Below are 18387 nucleotides of genomic sequence, written 5' to 3'. Positions count from 1 at the left end.
TTCAATAAGACTTAGAACATGGAAAGAATTCCTATACTTAAGATGGGAGATTTTTTGCTGGTTACCATACAAGTAGATTTGTATGACCAACTGGCAGAAAACCTGGAATCAGACTTAATAAATACTATAAATAAATACAGTTCAAAAGGTGTATTAATTGATATATCTGCAGTTTCTATAATAGATTCGTTCATGGGGCGTATCCTGGGGAATATTGCCGTTATGTCTAAAATTATGGATGCCCAAACAGTGGTAGTAGGAATGCAGCCTGCAGTTGCTATTACTCTTGTAGAACTTGGATTGTCCTTAAATGGTGTTATAAGTGCCCTGAATGTTGAAAAAGGCATGGATCTGCTTCGCGCAAAAATGTACAATGGCGATAATCAGGAGCAGACTTATGACGACGACAGCGAATAATAAAGAAGAGATACTTATCGTAAAAGAACAGGATGTGGTGCCATTGCGTAACCGCGTGCGTGACTATGGTGTAAAAGTTGGAATGAGTATCTTAAATCAAACCAAGTTAATTACTGCTACAAGTGAGCTTGTCCGTAACCTTTTGAAATATGGAGGCGGCGGCAAAGTCGTTATAGAATCTGTCAGCAACGGACGCGACAATGGTGTTCGTGTTACTTTTATTGATAATGGCCCTGGAATACCAGATATTGCATTAGCCATGAAAGACGGATATAGTACAGGAAAAAGTTTGGGTCTTGGCTTGCCGGGCACAAAAAGACTTGTAAATGAGTTTGATATTAAAACAGAACTGGGAAACGGAACAACTGTTACCATAACAAAATGGAAAAATGGATAATACATTTTCGAGTTATAAAATCGACGATCGGAGTCTGATTGCTTTTATAAAACGAGAAATACATAATTTGGCGCTTCAACTGGGTTTTACACCTCACAGAGCGGCAGAAACAGATATAATAGTTGCTGAACTAACTTCTAATTTAATTAAATATGCACAAGGCGGTGAACTCTTATACAGGGCACACCACGCTGATGGACATAACCAGATTGAAATTTATTGCCTGGATAAAGGAGTTGGCATTGATAATGTAAACAAAATTATGAACGATGGTTATTCGTCGTCCAATACACTTGGACACGGATTAGGTGCTATTAAAAGATTAAGTAACGATTTTCAAATCTATTCCCTGAGAAATTGGGGAACGGTACAGTATATAAAAATTTGTGATAAGATAGATTTTAATGTCCCATTAATGCCAAGCGGATTCAATTTTTCTGCTGTTAGTGTCAACTATCCAGGAGAACGCGTTTGCGGTGACGGATATTATATTAAATATTCAAAAAAAGGGTTTTACATTTTTGTAGGAGACGGTTTAGGTCATGGAGCAAATGCACATGAAGCTGTGCAACAAGCTATAAAAGTATTTAAACAAACGACAGAGCATGAACCTACTGCTATCCTTAGAGAAATTCATGATAAAGTAAAAAAAAGCAGAGGATTGGTGGCTACAATTGCAACAGTAGATTATAAATCTGAGAGCTGGAACATTTGTGGTGTGGGCAATATCAATACCCGTATTTATCGTGGTTTAGAAAATAAAACCTATACTCCGTATAATGGGATTATAGGACATAACATTCCGCGTACCTTAAACAGTACGGTTGTACCTTATGAAAAACATCAGGTTATAGTAATGCATAGTGACGGATTGCGCACCAGATGGAACTTAAATGATCTTACTTCGATCATTAAGCAAAATCCGGGTGTAATCGCTTCATCTTTATATAAAGATAATATCAGAGGTACTGATGATGCAACAGTTCTTGTTGGAAAAATAATTTAAGTGCTATGAAGGAGATTGTAAAAATTAATCTTGATAACGAAATGGACTTAATTCTTGCTCATAAGCGAGCAATGAAAATTGCCGAAATGTGTGGCATGCCATCATCAGCCCAGACAAGATTTTCGACAGCCGTATCTGAAGTGGCCAGATGTTCTATTGCCAAAGGGAAAAACTCGGTTTTGGTTATTGGCATAAACGTCATCAGACCAACCCAAAAAGAAATACTGGCGATACTTACTGATACTGTAGACCTGAAAAAATGCAGTCCTGAAGCGTTTGAATATGCTGCAAAAATATCAGGCGATATCGAGTATACATTTGCAAACAATCAATCTGTAACCAAATTGAGCCAGCCGGTATTAGCGCCTGGACTTTTATCTGATATAAAAATAAAGAGTTTAGTAGATTATTTTAAATACGAACCTCCCTTGTCACCTTATGACGAGATTAGAAAAAAGAATATTGAGCTTATAGCATTATCAGAAAAACTGGGCGAAAGCGAGAACAGATACAGGCAGCTTGCCAACACGCTTCCTGTTTTGATATGTATTGTCAATGAGCGAAATAATGTTTTGGTAACCAATGATTCTCTCAAAAATTATTTGCAATTGCCTTTAACTGTTTTTGATAAAAAAGCGTTGGGCAATTTTATTCATCCTGACGATCTGGAAGCAATAGGCGAAGGGTGGAGCAAAGCCAAAAGAACAAGATCTGACTTTTTTGGAGAAACCAGGATCAAAAAAGATTCAGTGTATGTCTGGCATCTTATTTCGATTGTACCCAACAAGACCGAAGACGGTTCTTTTAATAGCTGGCTTATTTATTTTGTTGATATCAATGCTCAAAAAACAGTAGTAGAAACACTTAAGGATAATTCTGAGTTAAAAATGATTCAGCGTGAATTAGAAAGTGCAAATTCAAAATTACTGTTTAAAAATAAAGAACTTGAGCAATTTGCCTTTATTGCCAGTCATGATTTACAAGAACCACTTCGTAAAATTATGATTATGCTATCGCGTGCAGGAGAACATTTATCTGAAGAACAGCGAAAACAATATTATTTTGACAGAATTAGTCTTGCAGCCGGAAGATTATCTGATCTGATTTCAGATGTTTTAAATTATTCCAGAATAGATAATAAAATACATCAGCTTACACAGGTTGATCTTAACGAAATTATCACAGAAACCTTAAATGACCTGAGCATGGTTATTGAAGAAAAAAATGCCCTGATCCATATAAGCCCATTGCCGGAAGTTAAAGGATTAAGTACACAGCTTCGTCAGTTATTTTATAATCTGGTTAATAATGCGCTTAAATTTAATGCACAACAGCCATCTGTGAGTATTTCTGCCACAATTTTTTCTGCAAATAGTTCTGTTCCTGACAGTAAGTTGATTCCGTTTGAAGAATACCACCTGATCTCGATTGCTGATAATGGTATTGGGATGGACAGTGATTATTCTGATCGAATATTTGATATGTTTCAAAGATTGCACCAGCGCGATCAATATGGCGGTAACGGAATTGGTCTTGCTTTATGCAAACGAATCATAGAAAATCATAACGGAGCAATTAACTTTACCAGCGAACCCGGACAAGGAACGACATTTTATATTTATTTACCAAAAAAGTAATTCTATATAAGATGGTATGTATTGTGTAAAGGTTTTAATGAATGATGTAAAATATTTAACAATCAGTACTTTAACTTTGTAAAATATTCAGAATTAAAAAATAAAGAAAGGTTATAGTCAAAATCAAATATTTGCTATGCCAAAATAAAATAAGGCATTAAATAATTAACTGAAGCTTTGTTTAATGTCAAAAAAACCTGTAGCAATTGCTACAGGTTTTTTATTATAAAGTATTTATTGATAGAGAATTATATTCGAACAGAAAACCCTACTTCGGCAAATTTTTCTGAATTGGCATGCATAATTCCTGTTCCTGTTATAAAATCCAATTGTATATTTTTATTTACAATAAATAATAATCCCGTATCTACCGTATTTTCTGCATGATGCTGAGGTACTGCAAAACCATAGGATTCTACAAAAACTTTTATTTTTTTAGTCAGAGAATGATCCGCAGAAAGTGTGTAAACATATTCAGGCTGTAAAGAATCAGGCAACCAGTGAATGCCTAAATTATATCCCAAGCGCGTAACTTTTGATAGTTCATGCTGGGCAAGCACTCTAATTTCAGGGCTGTAATATTTTTCCTGATAGGCATTATCCGCCATCCACGGAATACTTACGCGGGCAAGAACACCAATATCCGGAATAGCGCCTTTGTGATCTGTTATATGATATTTAGCGCCTATTACAACAGGTTGAATACCGTAAAGATTACGATCTTCTTCATGAGATATTTTTAAAGCAGTTTCTACACGAACTTCAAAATTTTTAATGATTCCGTATCGCAATACAAGTTCCGGAATTTCAAAAGTTTTCTCACTGTGATCCTGTTCAAACGAAAAACCGCTTTCTATTTGTAAATGTTTAGCCAGAACAGTATTTGGGCTTTCGGTTTCATTAGGGCGGTCAGTTTGTATTTGTTGTGCCAGAGTTTTAGGAGAAAAGCAAAATAAAGTTACAGCAATAAAAGAGTAAAATATTTTCATGGTTTTAAATTTGACTGATAATTAGTTCGTCCACAACAGCCTTTATTGCCTCGGGTTCGTTATTGTTTGTACCTAAATGAGTTTGCATGAATGCCGGATTTTCTGAAAAACGACGGGCTATATCAGTCATAATTTTATCTGTTTTAATGAAGTTATTGAACCTGTAAAATTATCTGATTACAGCGCGGCGACTTTATACAATCTACTGCAGATTTTATAAAATTTAAAACAAAAATTCAGAATCAAAAAAAAAATTAAATAATTGAAACATTGAAGAATGCAACTTAAGCAATATCAAATTTTAATAATATAAAAGGATTCTGTAATTGTATAAAATACAGGACTATAACTACTATTAATTTTGCTATTATGTTAGCTAAGAAATGAACTGCTGCTAATTTATATTAATTTAAAAAACAGATATTATGTTTAAGAAAGGACAAAATGTAAAACAGGAATTTGGCAATCAGATCATGAAAGTAACTGATTTTGAGCCAGAGTTAATCGAAAATATTATTACCCAGTGGGAAGATGAAATGGGAAATATCATGACAGGAAAATTTACAGAATCACAGCTTATAATCGCAGACGAATAAGATTAGAAAGCTTCACCAATCCTGAAATACAATCCCCAATCGCCTTTGCCTACGGCTGCATCAAGGCCTATATTAAATTTTTCGTGCTTAAATGCTCGGTAACGATAACCTATACCGGCTCCGGGATACAGTCCCCAGTTGAAATCACTCGTATCAGAACCGTAAATAGTAGCAAGACCTGCAAAGCCTGTAAGCCCCATTTTTTTATTAAAATTGTATCTGTATTCTGCCTGTAAAGCCATAAGCCCGTCACCGCGATATTTTCCTTCAGAATATCCTCTTATATCTTCACCTCCAATTGTCGTTTGCTGTTCAAAAGCAATATTACCCAACCCAAACTTGCCTGAAAAACGGGCAGCCAATACATCAGTTCCGTTTCTCATGGGAAAATATTTATTGTATTCTGATAAGATTTTGTTGGCATTTGCGTCATTTCCAAACCATGTAGGATAAGTAAGCCATCTTAATTTAATTTTATCCCCTTTGGTAGGATAATAAACAGCATCACGCGTATCATACATCATACTAAATTGTAAACCATTTGTTTGCGTCACAGCTGATGGTTCTATATTGTCCAGGTATTTTGTGTCATAATGAGCATACGAATATCCCAGTCCTGCATATAATGCCTTTATTACTTTACGCTGAAGGCTAAAATTTATCATACTCGACTTGGTTGCATAATCATAAAAATCAGGCATGTCGATATCATCTACATAAAACTGTGCGTTCTGGTTTCCTGTCACTAAAAATAATTGTGCGCGCCAGGAATCTTCCTTGAAATACCATTTGTTGAATGAGGCTATAAAATATGATTTATTGGTGGTGTAAACGCCGGATAAACCAGATAAGGATTTAGGCGAAATGGTATCTGCTTTGTTTATTTTGTACATCATCATTGGGATAACGCCAAACATAAAATCGAGAGTACGGTTGTAATTTAGATACGGCAGGATATTAAAATCAATATTTTTATCCGCTTTTGATGTTGTAATACTGTCTGTTGATTTTGTTTGTGTCCATGCGGCTGAACACCAGAAAAGAACTATTATGAAGGGAAAAAATTTCTGCATTTTGAATGTACTTTAAGTTAGGCATTATAAACCAGAACGTATTCTAAACTGCATGAAGTAAGATGATTATATAATATGAAATTACATTTTGATTATCCTTCATAAAAACTTAAAGATAAATATTTTTTTCTAAAGTTATAAAATAGGGAAGGGCTATAATTTAAAAATCGAAGAAACTCATCCTTCCCATTTGGCAAAAAAGGCATATTTTTTGTAATCTTTTTTTGCTTTGTTTGCCATTGCTTAAAATAGAAGCATAAAATTTTAGTTTATATTCTTAATGTTTTTTTAGTTTTTAAATTTATTTAACTGTTTGATAATCTTTGTTTTAATAGCGTGTTATATTGTTGATATTATCTTTTTTAAAATTGTAAATCTGATACTTAATGAATAAAAATTTAAAAAATAAATTTAAACTCTACTAATTACATAGAATTTATGTATATATTTGCAGAGTAGAAAAAATCTACGTGAACTTATCCAGAAAGACTGAGGGAATAGGCCCAATGATGTCTTAGCAACCTGTTGCCAAATAAGGTGCTAAATCCTTCCGCTGCGGCGGACAGATAAGAAAGATTTCTTTAGTAAATCTGAATAAGATCATTATTAGTAAATCATTTATTTTTTAGAATGAAAACGGAATTATTATTACACGCCAATACTAAAAAGCATCATTTATTTTTAAGAGAAGAAAACTACTTTAAGGTTTTCCGAATGCAATACACTTAGACTTTTTTAAACCACTCCCAGTTTTATTGATTACTGACAGGCCATTTAATAATGGTCCGGGAATTTCTATGTCCAATTTTTAACAACCAAACCAAATGAAAAAAATCTTACTTAACTTAATTTTTCTGTTTAGCATACTTTCCGGTGTGTTACACGCACAAGAACGAACGATTAGCGGAACCGTAAGAGGTTCTGATACCGGAGAACCTTTGCCTGGAGTTACGATTATTGCGACCGAAAGCGGTAAATCGACTATTAGTGATGGCAACGGAAAATTTTCTCTTTCGATAACTCCGCAAGACAATACTATATCCATAAATTATGTAGGCTACGAAACACTCGAAAAAAGAGCCAGTTCATCGTTTAACGATATTAGGCTTAATCCTTCTAATACCGCTTTAAAAGAAGTTTTGGTAGTAGGTTACGGAACTCAGAGTAAAAAAGAATTTACAGGATCAGCCGCCAGAATAACCTCTAAAACAATCAAAGATATTCCCGTACAAAGTTTTGAGCAGGCGTTAATTGGTAAAGCCTCAGGAGTAAATGTTTCTACACCAAGCGGTGTATTAAATGATCCGCCGGTAATCAGGATTCGTGGTGTCAATTCGATTTCCCTGAGTACTTCGCCATTAATTGTTATTGACGGAATTCCGGTTAATTCAGGCGATGTATCCACAACAAATTCAGTGGCTAATAATCCGTTATCAGATATTAACCCATCTGATATTGAATCTATTGATATCCTGAAAGATGCGGCGTCAACTTCTATTTATGGTTCCCGTGCTGCGGGTGGAGTTATTTTGGTTACAACTAAAAAAGGAAAAGCAGGAAAAGCAAAAGTAACCTACGATTCCTGGGTAGGAATCACTAGAGCAACCAGATTGCCAAATCTTTTAAATAACACACAATACGAAGATATTAAAAATGAAGCCGTATTAAACAGTAAAATATTAAGCGGAAACGAAAATAATGCTGCCGTAGCTTCTGCACTTTTTTTCCCGTCTTTTAATGCCGATGGTTCACGAGTGAATACAAGCTGGAAAGATCAGGTATATCGTGATGCCGTTTCTCAAAATCATAACCTGAGTATTTCAGGAGGAACAGATCGAACAAGATATTTTTTCTCCAGCAATTATTCTAAACAAGAAGGAATTACAAAGGATAATGAATTCGAAAGAAAAGGAGCAAGGTTCAATATCGATCATGATGTAAACAGCTGGTTAAAATTAGGCGGAAACCTGTCTTACAACAATACTTTTAATCAGGCGCAAAATACGGGATCACTAAGTAGCAGCGGATTACTATTGATTGGCGCAGCACGTTTAGCTTTATCACTGCCTCCAAACGTTGCCGCTTATAATGCAGATGGTTCTTATAATTTAAGCGCTACAGGAACTGCAAGTCCGGGAAATAACTTGTTTACCAATACCTTATGGCATCCCGGCGCATTGTTTGAAAACAGTAAATATACCAGTTCAAACGATCACATTGTTGGAAACGTTCACGCTACAATTACCTTTTTTGAAGGATTTAAATTTGACAGTAACTACGGAATCGACAGATTAAGAGCCGAGAATATAACTTATTTAAGTCCTAATTTAGGATCTTCGGCATATGCTACAGGCGGTTCTGCAACAAATATTGCGGCGCTTAGAAACAATTACAATTTTACAAACAGTTTTTCTTTCGACAGGCATTTTGGTGCTAATCATCATATTGCAGCATTGGCAGGATATGATGTTCAAAAATATGAAAACTCCTCTTGGGGCGCGAATCAAACCAATGTTTCTGATCCTTTTTTTGAAAATTATCAGGGAACCTGGGGAACCATCAGATCATCTGGAAACAGTTTATCTGAAAGACTTTTTCTTTCGTCTTTCTTTAGATTATCATATGATTACGGAGGAAAATATTTTATTACCGGAAACTTTAGAAAAGATGGAAACTCGGCTTTAGGATTAAATAATAAATACGGAAATTTTGGCGGTATATCTGCCGGATGGTCTTTAAGTGAAGAATCCTTCTTTAAAAACAGCTCAATTATAGAATATGTAAGTTCACTGAAACTAAAAGGAAGCTGGGGAAGAGTTGGTAACGGAAACCTTTCATCGGCTTATGCTTCACAAAATCTTTACGGAGCTTCGATTTATGGTTCAGCATCGACATGGGCAATTTCTCAGGCAGGAAATGAAAATCTGGGATGGGAAACCAGCGATCAGACAAACATCGGTCTTGAGGCAGGTTTCTTTAAAGACAGATTGCAATTTACGGCTGATTACTTTAATAACAACGTAAACGGATTAATTTTAAGTACGCCGCAATCGCCATCAAAAGGAATTCCCGGAGATGCTATTCTTTCAAATGTTGGGTCAATGTACAATAGAGGTGTTGAACTTGGACTTAGCGCAACGATAGCCAATTCTGAAGATTTTCAATGGAAAGCTTCTTTCAATTATACCCATGTAAAAAATAAGGTTACGGCTCTTGCCGAAGGAAATACAGATATTATAGGTTATACGCAGGTTACAACAGAAGCCAATAATATTACCAGAGTAGGATATTCTGCGGGAAGTCTTTACGGAGCGGTTAGCGGCGGCGTAAATCCGGATAACGGACGAAGGATTTTCATCAATAAAAATGGCGAAAAAGTACAATATAGTGCGGCGGTTCCTTCCGGACAAAGCAACTGGACTTATCTGGACGGAACAACTGCGGCGGCCATTACAGTGGCAGATTATCAGGTTCTGGGGAATGCTTTGCCGGTTTGGTACGGGGGTTTAACGAATAATTTTCAATACAAAGCATTTGATTTTACTGTTGGTTTTACCTATTCAGGCGGAAATAAAGTGATGAATAATACCAGAGGAACCCTTTTAGACCAGCGTTTTTATAACAACTCAACAGAAATTTTGAACCGCTGGACTACTCCGGGACAAGTAACAGATATTCCGAAATTAGTTTATAACGATGTTATCTCAAATGGATCAAGCGGTTTTGCAATTTCTGAAAATGCAGAAAAAGCAGATTTCTTAAGATTACAGCAACTGGCAATTGGTTTTTCCCTGCCAAAAAACATTTTAGAAAAAGCACAATTATCATCGGTTAGAATCTATGCACAGGCAACGAACCTTTTCCTGATTACCTCTTATACGGGATCAGATCCGGAAACATCTTCAAACGGAGCTTCGACAACTTCAATGGGAGTCGAAAAAAATTCAGTTGGACAAGGAAGAACGTTCACATTTGGTCTAAACGTCGGTTTTTAATAACTAATAAAAAATACAATGAAAACATATTTTAAATCACATAAAAAATCAATTGCAACAGTATTGCTGCTTTCCGGACTATTATTTACCTCTTGTGAAAATAACGAAGACCTGAACATCGCTCCGGAAACCACCGTTTCTGACAAGGATATTTTTAAAACTCCGGCAAGAATCGAAGGTTTGGTAAACGGAATTTATAAAGCTTTTAAAGGTGCGAGTTTATACGGAGGACGTTTCCTTTTATATCAGGATCAGCGTGGTGAGGATTTTATAAATATAACGGCAAATAATTTTACAGGTTATGAAAGCTGGAACAACTCGTACAGTTCAGGATCAAATGATATTAATAATTTGTGGTCAGCCGCTTATTCAGCTATTAATAATGCCAATATCCTAATCGAAGGTCTGGCTGTAAATCAAGGTGTTATTACAGAGGAAAAAGCAAAGCAATACATTGGCGAAGCAAAATTAGTACGGGCATTGGCTTATTATAGTCTGGTTATAAGTTTTGGACAGCCTTATAATAAAGATGCAGGAGCATCAAAAGGAGTTCCGTTACGATTAAAAGCAGAAACCGGTCCTGCTAATAATGATTTGGCAAGAAGTTCTGTCGCTGAGATTTACGCACAAATCCTGAAAGATTTAGATGAAGCCGAAACAGCATTGCCTCAAAGTTATGCAACCACAGATCTTAACACAACCAGAGCACACGTAAGTACTGCAATTGCCATAAAAACAAGAGTATATCTTACTATGAATAACTGGACAAAAGTAATTGAGGAAGCTGCAAAATTAGCGCCGCAGGTACAAGCTCCTTTTTCGACCACGGCAAGCGATGTAAAACATGCTTTACAACCGGATATTACCGTTATATTTTCGTCAAATTATAGTACTGTAGAATCTATTTTTAGTATTCCTATGAGTTCTTTAGACTCTTATACGGGACAATCTTCTATTGCTTATATCTACAATACAAATTTAGAATATTATCTAAACCCAACAGGTATTTTAGGCGATGCACAATGGAGAACTGCTGATAAACGCCGCGAATTAACGAGAACTGTTTCCGGAAAACAATACTTTAAAAAGTATGCAAAACCATCGCCATTTCTTGATTACATTCCGGTTATCAGATATTCAGAGGTTTTACTGAATTATGCCGAGGCAGCTGCAAAAACCGGAAACCTTACACTTTCTGCGAATTTGCTAAAAGCGGTTCACCAGCGTTCAGATGCTTCTTATGTTTTTGCCCCAACGGTACTTTCAGATCCAAATTTATTAATTGATGCCATCTGGAAAGAACGCCGAATCGAATTGTTAGGAGAAGGTTTCCGCGGACCGGATTTACTAAGAAATCTTCAGACGCTTCCTGCAAAAGGCGATAGTAAATTGCAAACGCCGGCAGTAACACCATCTGATGTAAATTATATATTCCCGCCCGCAAATACAGAACTGGCAACGAATAAATTGTACTAAATGCAACAGCTTAGTCCAAGTATTACACAAAACAATCCATCATTTTCAAATCAACTTAAAAATCAAATAAAATGAAAAAAATAATAGTATTTCTGGTTTTATGTCTTAGTGCAGCAACAACTCAGGCACAAGAAGCAAATGTGCAGCTAAAAGGAACCGTTACAGATACTGTGGCAAAATATGTTTACCTGCAAAAGTTTCACAATAAGATGTTTACCACCATAGATTCGGTAAAAGTAACCGACGGAAAATTCAGCTTTAAAACAAAAGTAAAGCTTCCTGAATTGTACGGAATAAGTGTAAATACAGCCAATAATCCGTTGTATATCTTTTTAGAAAAAACGCCTATTAACGTAAAATTAAGCCCTGTAAAATACTACAGTACATCTGTTGTAGAAGGTTCTGCATCTCAGGATTTATTTGATTTATACCGAAAAACACAAAATGTTGATATAAGTAAATTTATAACAGAACACCCCAGTTCTATAGTTTCTGCATATGTGTTGTATAGAAATTGGTCGTATAGATTAACGCCGGAACAAATTACGCAAAACATTGCACTGTTAGATAAAAGCCAGCAGAATACAACTTATGTAAAAGAACTTCAGGAACTGCTAAAAGTTTTAAACGGCTTACAAGTAGGTAAAAAAGCACCGGATTTTGTGTCTAAAGATCCTGAAGGAAGATCAGTTCGACTTTCAGAAAACCTTAAAGGATATACATTAGTAGATTTCTGGGCTTCATGGTGTGCGCCTTGCCGAAAAGAAAACCCAAATATCGTTGCAGCTTATAAAGAATTTCATGATAAAGGTTTTAATGTATTTGGAGTTTCTTTAGACAAAAAGAAAGAAAACTGGATAAAAGGAATTCAGGACGATCACTTAGACTGGTTACAAGTATCTGAACTAATTTACTGGAACAGCGAAATCGCTAAACTTTACGGAGTCAGAGCAATTCCGGCCAATTATCTGGTAGATTCAAAAGGTATTATTGTAGCAAGAAACCTTCGTGGCGAAGAACTTCAAACAACGCTTAAAACGCTTTTGAACGCAAATAATTAGTTACTGTTTGTCATTAAGAGAAACGAGAAATCACACTCGCAACTCAACAAAGATTAGGATATTTAATGTATAATTTCCAATGCGATTCCTCGTTCCTCGGAATGACAAACTTGATAAATAAAAAAAAATAAAAATGAAAACGAAATTAATTCTTTCAACAGCTGTTTTACTTGCCATTACAACAAATGCTCAGGTAAAAGGCGGCTTTAAAGGACAAGAACCCATAACGGCAGTTTCGACCGTAACGCGTCCTGTTGAGAAACAATGGAAAGGGGTTTTTGATAAAACAGGCGAGGAAGTTTTTTTTGGGAATGATTTTGCCGGAGCGAGATTAAACGGCGTTGTCAAAATTGATGAGAATACTTTTAGCGTTTTGATTACTCCGGAGAACACACCAATTAACGGAAGTCCGTGGTATGCTTTTAAAGTCTGGTCAAAAACAGACAAAGAAATTAAGATCAGATTTGATTATCCGCCAAATGTAAAACACCGTTATAATGCGAAAATCAGCAGTGACGGTAAAAAATGGAACGCCTCTGAAAATGGCACTTTTGTAAAGAGAGAAAAAGATTCCAATTATGTTTTGACTGTAAAAGTGAGTAAAGACACAACCTGGATTGCCGCGCAGGAACTCAAAACTTCTAAAGATATAAAAGATTGGATAGCAACATTAAAAAACAAAAATAATACCGCCGAAGCTTCTATCGGATTAACTGCTGAAGGACGTAAAATTCCTGTTTTTAGTATTGGAAATCCGTCTGCCAAAAATAAAATCCTGATTTCAGGACGCAATCATCCGCCGGAAGTTACCGGACATTATGCACTTGAGGCTTTTGTTGAAACGTTGACAGCTGATACGCCATTGGCAAAAAAGTTCAGAAAGAAATTTGAAGTTTATGTGATTCCGTTACTAAATCCGGATGGAGTAGACGGCGGATTCTGGAGACATAATTCTGGCGGAATCGATTTAAACAGGGATTATAATGACTTTAATCAGCCGGAAACCAGAGCAGTTCGTGATTTTTTAAAAGCAGAAATCAAAGACGCCAATAAACTCCTGTTTTCGATTGATTTTCATTCAACCCACGATGATATTTATTATACCGTAGATCCGGAACTAAAAGGCAATATTCCGGGTTTTGTTCCCAATTGGTTAAACAAAGTCAAAGACGGAATTCCGGGTTATACGCCACATATAAAACCGTTGTATTTTAAACCGCCCACTTTTACACTCTTCAGTTATTTGTTTGAAACCTATAAAACAGAAGCCTTGGTATTTGAAATTGGTGACAATACACCAAAGGATTTTATCAAAAAGAAAGGGGAAGTTTCCGGAGAAGAATTCATGAAATTGATACTAGAGAATACGAAAAACTAAAAGAATACTGAGATGAATAAAATCAAAAATAAAATTTGCATTATTTTAGCGCTGATCGCATCAGTCTGTTGTTTCAGTCAGCAAAAAAAAGAACCTATTCAGGTTACTGATCTTTTAAAAATTAGAACAGTTGGTGATGTAGAATTAAGCAAAGACGGAGAAAATGCTGTTTTTACGGTAAAAAGTATCATCAAAAATCCTGAAAATGCTTTAGATTATGATTACGATACACAGCTTTGGACTGTAAAAACATCGGATAAAAGTGCCCCAAGACAATTAACTTTTGGCAAAGAAGGATCCGCTTCTCCGGTTTTTAGTCCTGACGGAAAACAAATTGCTTTTACAAGAAATGTAAAAGGAAAATCGCAATTGTTTCTTTTAAATATAAATCAGGGCGGAGAAGCAGTTCAGCTTACCGATTCGAAATACGGTGCTGGAAACCCAAAATGGAGTCCGGACGGGAAACAGCTTTTGTTTACGGCATCAATCTTACTCAATGAACTGGTAAAGGATTCGGTTTTAAACCCAAAGAAAGAATTACCATTGTGGAGTTTTGAAAAGCCCGGTTTTGCAGCAAATGAAAACCTGAAAGTAAACAAAACAAAAGCGGACCCAAACGGTAATCTTGAAGCGATCAGGGCTTATCTTGAAATTAACGAAAAAGATAAGAAAGCAAAAGTAATGGATAAGCTGCAGTTTCAAACCGAAACAGGACTTAGCAGCGAACTTAGATTTACGCATATTTTTATAATTGATGCCAAACCCGACGCAAAAGAAACTGCCATTACAAAAGGATTTTATTCGTATTCAAATCCTTATTTCGTAAACAATACTAAAATTGCTTTTAACGGAAATAGCAATGAAAACAGACACCCGGACAGGGTTCTGGAAAGCAAAATCTACACAATAAATACAGACGGAACAAATGTTACTGAATTGCTTGGCGCAGAAAACGTCGTGTTTCAGCTTCTCGCAGTTTCTCCATCAGGAAAACAATTGGCCTATCAGGAAAGTATCATTAATACCTTATCTGTTCCGGTTCTAAAAATCTTTAATTTAGAAAATCCTGCTGCAAAAAGTAAAATCATTGATTATGACCGAAACAACAATAATGTAAGGTTTTCTAAAGACGAAAAACAACTTTATTTTACTTCATCTAGCAATGGCGGATATGTTCTTGTAAACGTTCCGCTTCACACACTTAAAGCAGAAATATTAAGTTCTCCAGATCAGGGAATAACAGATTATGATGTTAATAATGGTATTGTAGCTTTTGCCAAAACTGCTGTCGCAAATCCATCTGAGTTATATTTTTCAGATTTAAAACTAAAATCCCCACGATTAGTTTCAGATTTTAATACAAGCTGGTTGCAAAACAAGGCAATTAGTCTTCCTGAAAAAGGAACTTTTATCAACGAAAAAGGACTCGAAATCGAATATTGGATCATGAAACCCACTCGTTTCGAACAAGGAAAAAAATATCCTTTACTGACTGAAATTCACGGTGGACCTGCTTCTATGTTTGGTCCGGGTGATGTGAGTATGTGGCTGGAATATCAGTTTTTTTGTGCTCAGGGATATGGCGTATTGTACAGTAATCCAAGAGGTTCGTCAGGATATGGCGAAAAGTTCCTGAGATCAAATATCAACGATTGGGGAACCGGACCGGCAAGCGATGTACTTACTGCATTAGATAAAACTGTTGCACAAGACTGGGCAGATACCAATAGATTATTTATTACCGGAGGATCTTATGCAGGATATTTAACCACGTGGATTATTAGCCACGATCAGCGATTTAGAGCTGCTTCAAGCCAGCGTGGGGTTTATGATTTTGGAACTTTTTTTGGAGAAGCAAATGTATGGCGTATGATTCCAAGATATTTTGGCGGTTATCCGTGGGAAGAAAAAACGAAAGCAATTCTGGAGCGTGAATCGCCAATAAATTACGTAGAAAATATCAATATTCCGTTTTTGATTATTCATGGCGATAACGACAATCGTACCGGCGTTTCGCAAAGTCAAATGCTTTACAAAAGTCTAAAAGTGCTTGGTAAACCGGTAGAATATGTAAGACAGCCCGGAGCAAGCCATGAAATTACCAGAAGCGGTGATAATCGCCAAAGAATAGATCAGCTACTTCGCACCTATGAATTCTTTGAAAGATTCAATCAAAAATAACAAGTTAACTTAAAAATGATACGGAAATGAATGCTACAGATAAGAAAACGAAACCAGGTCAGTTAGAACAGTATTTTTCTAAGTTCAGAAAAAATACAATTGGAGTAAATCATATATTCGAATCGGCTTACGGCGAACAGAATTTGCTGTATGCAGATTGGGTTGCGAGCGGTAGATTGTATGTCCCAATAGAAGATATCATGCTCAATAAAATAGGTCCAATGATTGCCAATACGCATTCTTTTTCGAGCGAAACAGGCAAGGCTTCTACCTATGCGTATAATCATGCAAGAGCAGTAATCAAAAAACATGTAAATGCCAATGAATCGGATGTTTTAGTGGCAACAGGAACCGGAATGACGGCCGCTTTATCAAAACTGCAGCGCATTATTGGGTTGCGTCATGCCAATAATACGAATGAGAACGACAAACCGGTAGTTTTTATAACGCATATGGAGCATCATTCTAATCAGGTTTCGTGGTACGAATCTAATGCCGATGTTGTGGTTTTACAACCGGATAAAAATAATCTGGTTGATCCTAAAAGTCTTGTACAAGCACTTGAAAAATACGCAGACAGAACCCTGAAAATTGGTTCGTTTACAGGTTGTTCAAATGTTACGGGGATTATAACGCCGTATCATGAACTGGCTAAAATCATGCATCAAAATGGCGGGTATTGCTTTGTTGATTTTGCAGCTTCGGCACCGTATGTTCAAATCGATATGCATCCGGAAAATCCGGAAGAACAATTGGACGCCATTTTCTTTTCGCCACATAAATTTTTAGGCGGACCCGGAACTTGTGGTATTTTGATTTTTAATGAAAAGTTGTATAAATCTGATTTTCCTGATAATCCCGGCGGAGGAAATGTAAAAAGCACGAATCCGTGGGGAGGATATCATTACAGTGATAATATTGAAGTTAGGGAAGATGGCGGAACTCCTGGTTTTTTGCAAGTAATAAGAACAGCTTTATCCCTGAAACTCAAAGATCAAATGGGAGTTGGAAACATTCATAAAAGAGAAAAAGAATTGCTGGATCTTTGTTATGCCGAGTTTCAAAAGATTCCGGGTTTATCCATTTTAGGTGATCTTGAAACAGATCGAATAGGGTGTGTTTCTTTTTTGATCGATGATATTCATTATAATTTAATAGTGAGATTATTAAATGATCGTTTCGGAATCCAGGTTCGTGGCGGATGGTCCTGCGCGAGTACTTATGCACATTATTTGTTTGATATTGATAAGATTAAATCACAAGAAATAACAAATGAACTGCTTCAGAAGAACCAAACCAATAAACCGGGATGGGTTCGTTTATCTTTACATCCGATAATGACAAATGAAGAACTTTTATTTATTTGTGATGCCATACAACAAGTAGTTTTAAATCATAAAAAATGGCAAAAAGATTATCAGCATAATATTGCCACAAATGAATACGAAAATATTCTAAAAGAGGAAAATATAGAACAAAACGTAAAGGAATGGTTTTGGCTGGAATAAATTTAGCCGGCTTAGTTTTTATCAAAGCTCCAGAGGAGCGATATCTTAATTAATTTATCTAATAAACATTTTACAACAAAAGAATCAGAATGAATAAGAATATAATAGGTTTTCATCATTTTGCTATTAAAGCACAGGATTTTGAAAGAACAGTACAATTTTACGAAACACTTAATTTTGAAATTGTACACGGTTGGAGTTTACCGGAATTCAATTTAGAAAAATGTGTCATGCTAAAGAATAAAGCATTTGATTGTTATATAGAAATATGCGATAACAATGCTGATTTCCCCACTCAGGGACGTAAAAGAAAACAAGGTGATCCTTATGTCGAAAATGCACTTTTGCACATTTGTTTTACAGTTATTGATGCCAAAAAAGCATATGATGAAGCAATAAAAAATGGCGCAAAACCATTATCAGCAAAAGAAACCTTAGAACTTAAAGATCATAGAAAATCGGTAACAGTTAGCAATAGTCTGGTATATAGCCCAAATGGAGAAGTTATTGAATTTCTGGAATCTGTTGTTTTTTAAAGAGTTGAAGAAACGTAATACAGAAATCAATAAGAGGAATTATCCTCGCTTTAAACTCCGTCCCTGATCAGGACGGAGTTTTTTTTTATAAAATACGGGTATAAAAAAAGTCCAATTCAAATCTGAATTAGACTTTA

General features: G+C 35.8%; 15 protein-coding genes and 1 riboswitch. Of the genes, 12 read left to right on the top strand and 3 right to left on the bottom strand.

Annotation, left to right across the window (positions count from 1 at the left end; translation table 11 throughout):
- Positions 1–18 precede the first annotated feature (18 nt).
- The 4 genes from BXU01_RS00860 to BXU01_RS00845 are packed head-to-tail and all read left to right on the top strand — an operon-like array spanning position 19 to position 3457.
- Complete coding sequence (locus tag BXU01_RS00860) at positions 19–417, top strand: STAS domain-containing protein (RefSeq protein ID WP_083691277.1); 399 nt, start codon at positions 19–21, stop codon at positions 415–417.
- Entirely contained in the window at positions 398–814 is a 417-nt protein-coding gene (locus BXU01_RS00855; protein WP_083691276.1) for an anti-sigma regulatory factor, read from the top strand. Before BXU01_RS00860 ends, BXU01_RS00855 begins: the two co-directional genes overlap by 20 nt.
- The gene (locus tag BXU01_RS00850) at positions 807–1820 is read left to right on the top strand and encodes a SpoIIE family protein phosphatase (protein WP_083691275.1); all 1014 of its coding nucleotides are present in this window, start codon (positions 807–809) and stop codon (positions 1818–1820) included. Before BXU01_RS00855 ends, BXU01_RS00850 begins: the two co-directional genes overlap by 8 nt.
- A gap of 5 nt (positions 1821–1825) precedes the next feature.
- Complete coding sequence (locus BXU01_RS00845; RefSeq protein ID WP_083691274.1) at positions 1826–3457, top strand: ATP-binding protein; 1632 nt, start codon at positions 1826–1828, stop codon at positions 3455–3457.
- Positions 3458–3705: 248 nt separating this feature from the next.
- Here BXU01_RS00845 and BXU01_RS00840 read toward each other — a convergent pair whose 3' ends face one another.
- Both BXU01_RS00840 and BXU01_RS23780 read right to left on the bottom strand, forming a co-directional pair.
- A complete protein-coding gene (locus tag BXU01_RS00840; protein ID WP_083691273.1) occupies positions 3706–4446 on the bottom strand; it encodes a transporter in 741 nt (246 codons plus the stop codon).
- A 4-nt stretch (positions 4447–4450) separates the two neighbouring features.
- Entirely contained in the window at positions 4451–4576 is a 126-nt protein-coding gene (locus BXU01_RS23780; RefSeq protein ID WP_255373675.1) for a hypothetical protein, read from the bottom strand.
- 295 nt (positions 4577–4871) lie between these two features.
- On the opposite strand from BXU01_RS23780, the gene BXU01_RS23585 reads away from it, so the two are divergent.
- The gene (locus BXU01_RS23585) at positions 4872–5042 is read left to right on the top strand and encodes a hypothetical protein (protein ID WP_165689743.1); all 171 of its coding nucleotides are present in this window, start codon (positions 4872–4874) and stop codon (positions 5040–5042) included.
- Between the two features lie 2 nt (positions 5043–5044).
- On the opposite strand, the gene BXU01_RS00835 is transcribed toward BXU01_RS23585, so the two are convergent.
- The gene (locus BXU01_RS00835; protein WP_083691272.1) at positions 5045–6115 is read right to left on the bottom strand and encodes a BamA/TamA family outer membrane protein; all 1071 of its coding nucleotides are present in this window, start codon (positions 6113–6115) and stop codon (positions 5045–5047) included.
- 473 nt (positions 6116–6588) lie between these two features.
- Positions 6589–6688: riboswitch (SAM riboswitch) on the top strand.
- Between the two features lie 251 nt (positions 6689–6939).
- Here BXU01_RS00835 and BXU01_RS00830 point away from each other — a divergent pair.
- The 7 genes from BXU01_RS00830 to BXU01_RS00800 all read left to right on the top strand — a co-directional run bounded on the left by BXU01_RS00830 (position 6940) and on the right by BXU01_RS00800 (position 18250).
- On the top strand, positions 6940–10110 hold the full coding sequence (locus tag BXU01_RS00830; RefSeq protein WP_083691271.1) for a SusC/RagA family TonB-linked outer membrane protein: 3171 nt from the start codon (positions 6940–6942) through the stop codon (positions 10108–10110).
- A gap of 18 nt (positions 10111–10128) precedes the next feature.
- Positions 10129–11586 carry a RagB/SusD family nutrient uptake outer membrane protein gene (locus tag BXU01_RS00825; protein ID WP_083691270.1) on the top strand — a complete coding sequence of 486 codons (1458 nt, stop codon included), beginning with the start codon at positions 10129–10131 and terminating at the stop codon, positions 11584–11586.
- Between the two features lie 71 nt (positions 11587–11657).
- Positions 11658–12647 (top strand): TlpA disulfide reductase family protein, encoded by a 990-nt coding sequence (locus tag BXU01_RS00820; protein ID WP_083691269.1) that lies wholly within the window; start codon positions 11658–11660, stop codon positions 12645–12647.
- Positions 12648–12780: 133 nt separating this feature from the next.
- Positions 12781–14025 (top strand): M14 family metallopeptidase, encoded by a 1245-nt coding sequence (locus tag BXU01_RS00815; protein WP_083691268.1) that lies wholly within the window; start codon positions 12781–12783, stop codon positions 14023–14025.
- A 12-nt stretch (positions 14026–14037) separates the two neighbouring features.
- Positions 14038–16206 (top strand): S9 family peptidase, encoded by a 2169-nt coding sequence (locus tag BXU01_RS00810; protein WP_083691267.1) that lies wholly within the window; start codon positions 14038–14040, stop codon positions 16204–16206.
- Positions 16207–16232: 26 nt separating this feature from the next.
- Complete coding sequence (locus BXU01_RS00805; RefSeq protein WP_083691266.1) at positions 16233–17714, top strand: aminotransferase class V-fold PLP-dependent enzyme; 1482 nt, start codon at positions 16233–16235, stop codon at positions 17712–17714.
- 89 nt (positions 17715–17803) lie between these two features.
- On the top strand, positions 17804–18250 hold the full coding sequence (locus BXU01_RS00800; protein ID WP_255373674.1) for a VOC family protein: 447 nt from the start codon (positions 17804–17806) through the stop codon (positions 18248–18250).
- Positions 18251–18387 lie beyond the last annotated feature (137 nt).

Source organism: [Flexibacter] sp. ATCC 35103, from assembly GCF_001975985.1.
Classification (GTDB): Bacteria; Bacteroidota; Bacteroidia; order Flavobacteriales; family Flavobacteriaceae; genus Flavobacterium.
The sequence above is the reverse complement of the archived record's forward strand: the minus strand, read 5'-3'. Positions and strand labels throughout refer to the sequence as shown.

Coding starts and splice junctions, on each gene's coding strand:
- BXU01_RS00835 (WP_083691272.1), bottom strand. CDS start 6,115: ATGCAGAAATTTTTTCCCTTCATAATAGTTCTTTTCTGGTGTTCAGCC.
- BXU01_RS23780 (WP_255373675.1), bottom strand. CDS start 4,576: ATGACTGATATAGCCCGTCGTTTTTCAGAAAATCCGGCATTCATGCAA.
- BXU01_RS00815 (WP_083691268.1), top strand. CDS start 12,781: ATGAAAACGAAATTAATTCTTTCAACAGCTGTTTTACTTGCCATTACA.
- BXU01_RS00810 (WP_083691267.1), top strand. CDS start 14,038: ATGAATAAAATCAAAAATAAAATTTGCATTATTTTAGCGCTGATCGCA.
- BXU01_RS00860 (WP_083691277.1), top strand. CDS start 19: ATGGAAAGAATTCCTATACTTAAGATGGGAGATTTTTTGCTGGTTACC.
- BXU01_RS00820 (WP_083691269.1), top strand. CDS start 11,658: ATGAAAAAAATAATAGTATTTCTGGTTTTATGTCTTAGTGCAGCAACA.
- BXU01_RS00845 (WP_083691274.1), top strand. CDS start 1,826: ATGAAGGAGATTGTAAAAATTAATCTTGATAACGAAATGGACTTAATT.
- BXU01_RS00800 (WP_255373674.1), top strand. CDS start 17,804: ATGAATAAGAATATAATAGGTTTTCATCATTTTGCTATTAAAGCACAG.
- BXU01_RS00830 (WP_083691271.1), top strand. CDS start 6,940: ATGAAAAAAATCTTACTTAACTTAATTTTTCTGTTTAGCATACTTTCC.
- BXU01_RS00825 (WP_083691270.1), top strand. CDS start 10,129: ATGAAAACATATTTTAAATCACATAAAAAATCAATTGCAACAGTATTG.
- BXU01_RS00855 (WP_083691276.1), top strand. CDS start 398: ATGACGACGACAGCGAATAATAAAGAAGAGATACTTATCGTAAAAGAA.
- BXU01_RS00805 (WP_083691266.1), top strand. CDS start 16,233: ATGAATGCTACAGATAAGAAAACGAAACCAGGTCAGTTAGAACAGTAT.
- BXU01_RS00850 (WP_083691275.1), top strand. CDS start 807: ATGGATAATACATTTTCGAGTTATAAAATCGACGATCGGAGTCTGATT.
- BXU01_RS23585 (WP_165689743.1), top strand. CDS start 4,872: ATGTTTAAGAAAGGACAAAATGTAAAACAGGAATTTGGCAATCAGATC.
- BXU01_RS00840 (WP_083691273.1), bottom strand. CDS start 4,446: ATGAAAATATTTTACTCTTTTATTGCTGTAACTTTATTTTGCTTTTCT.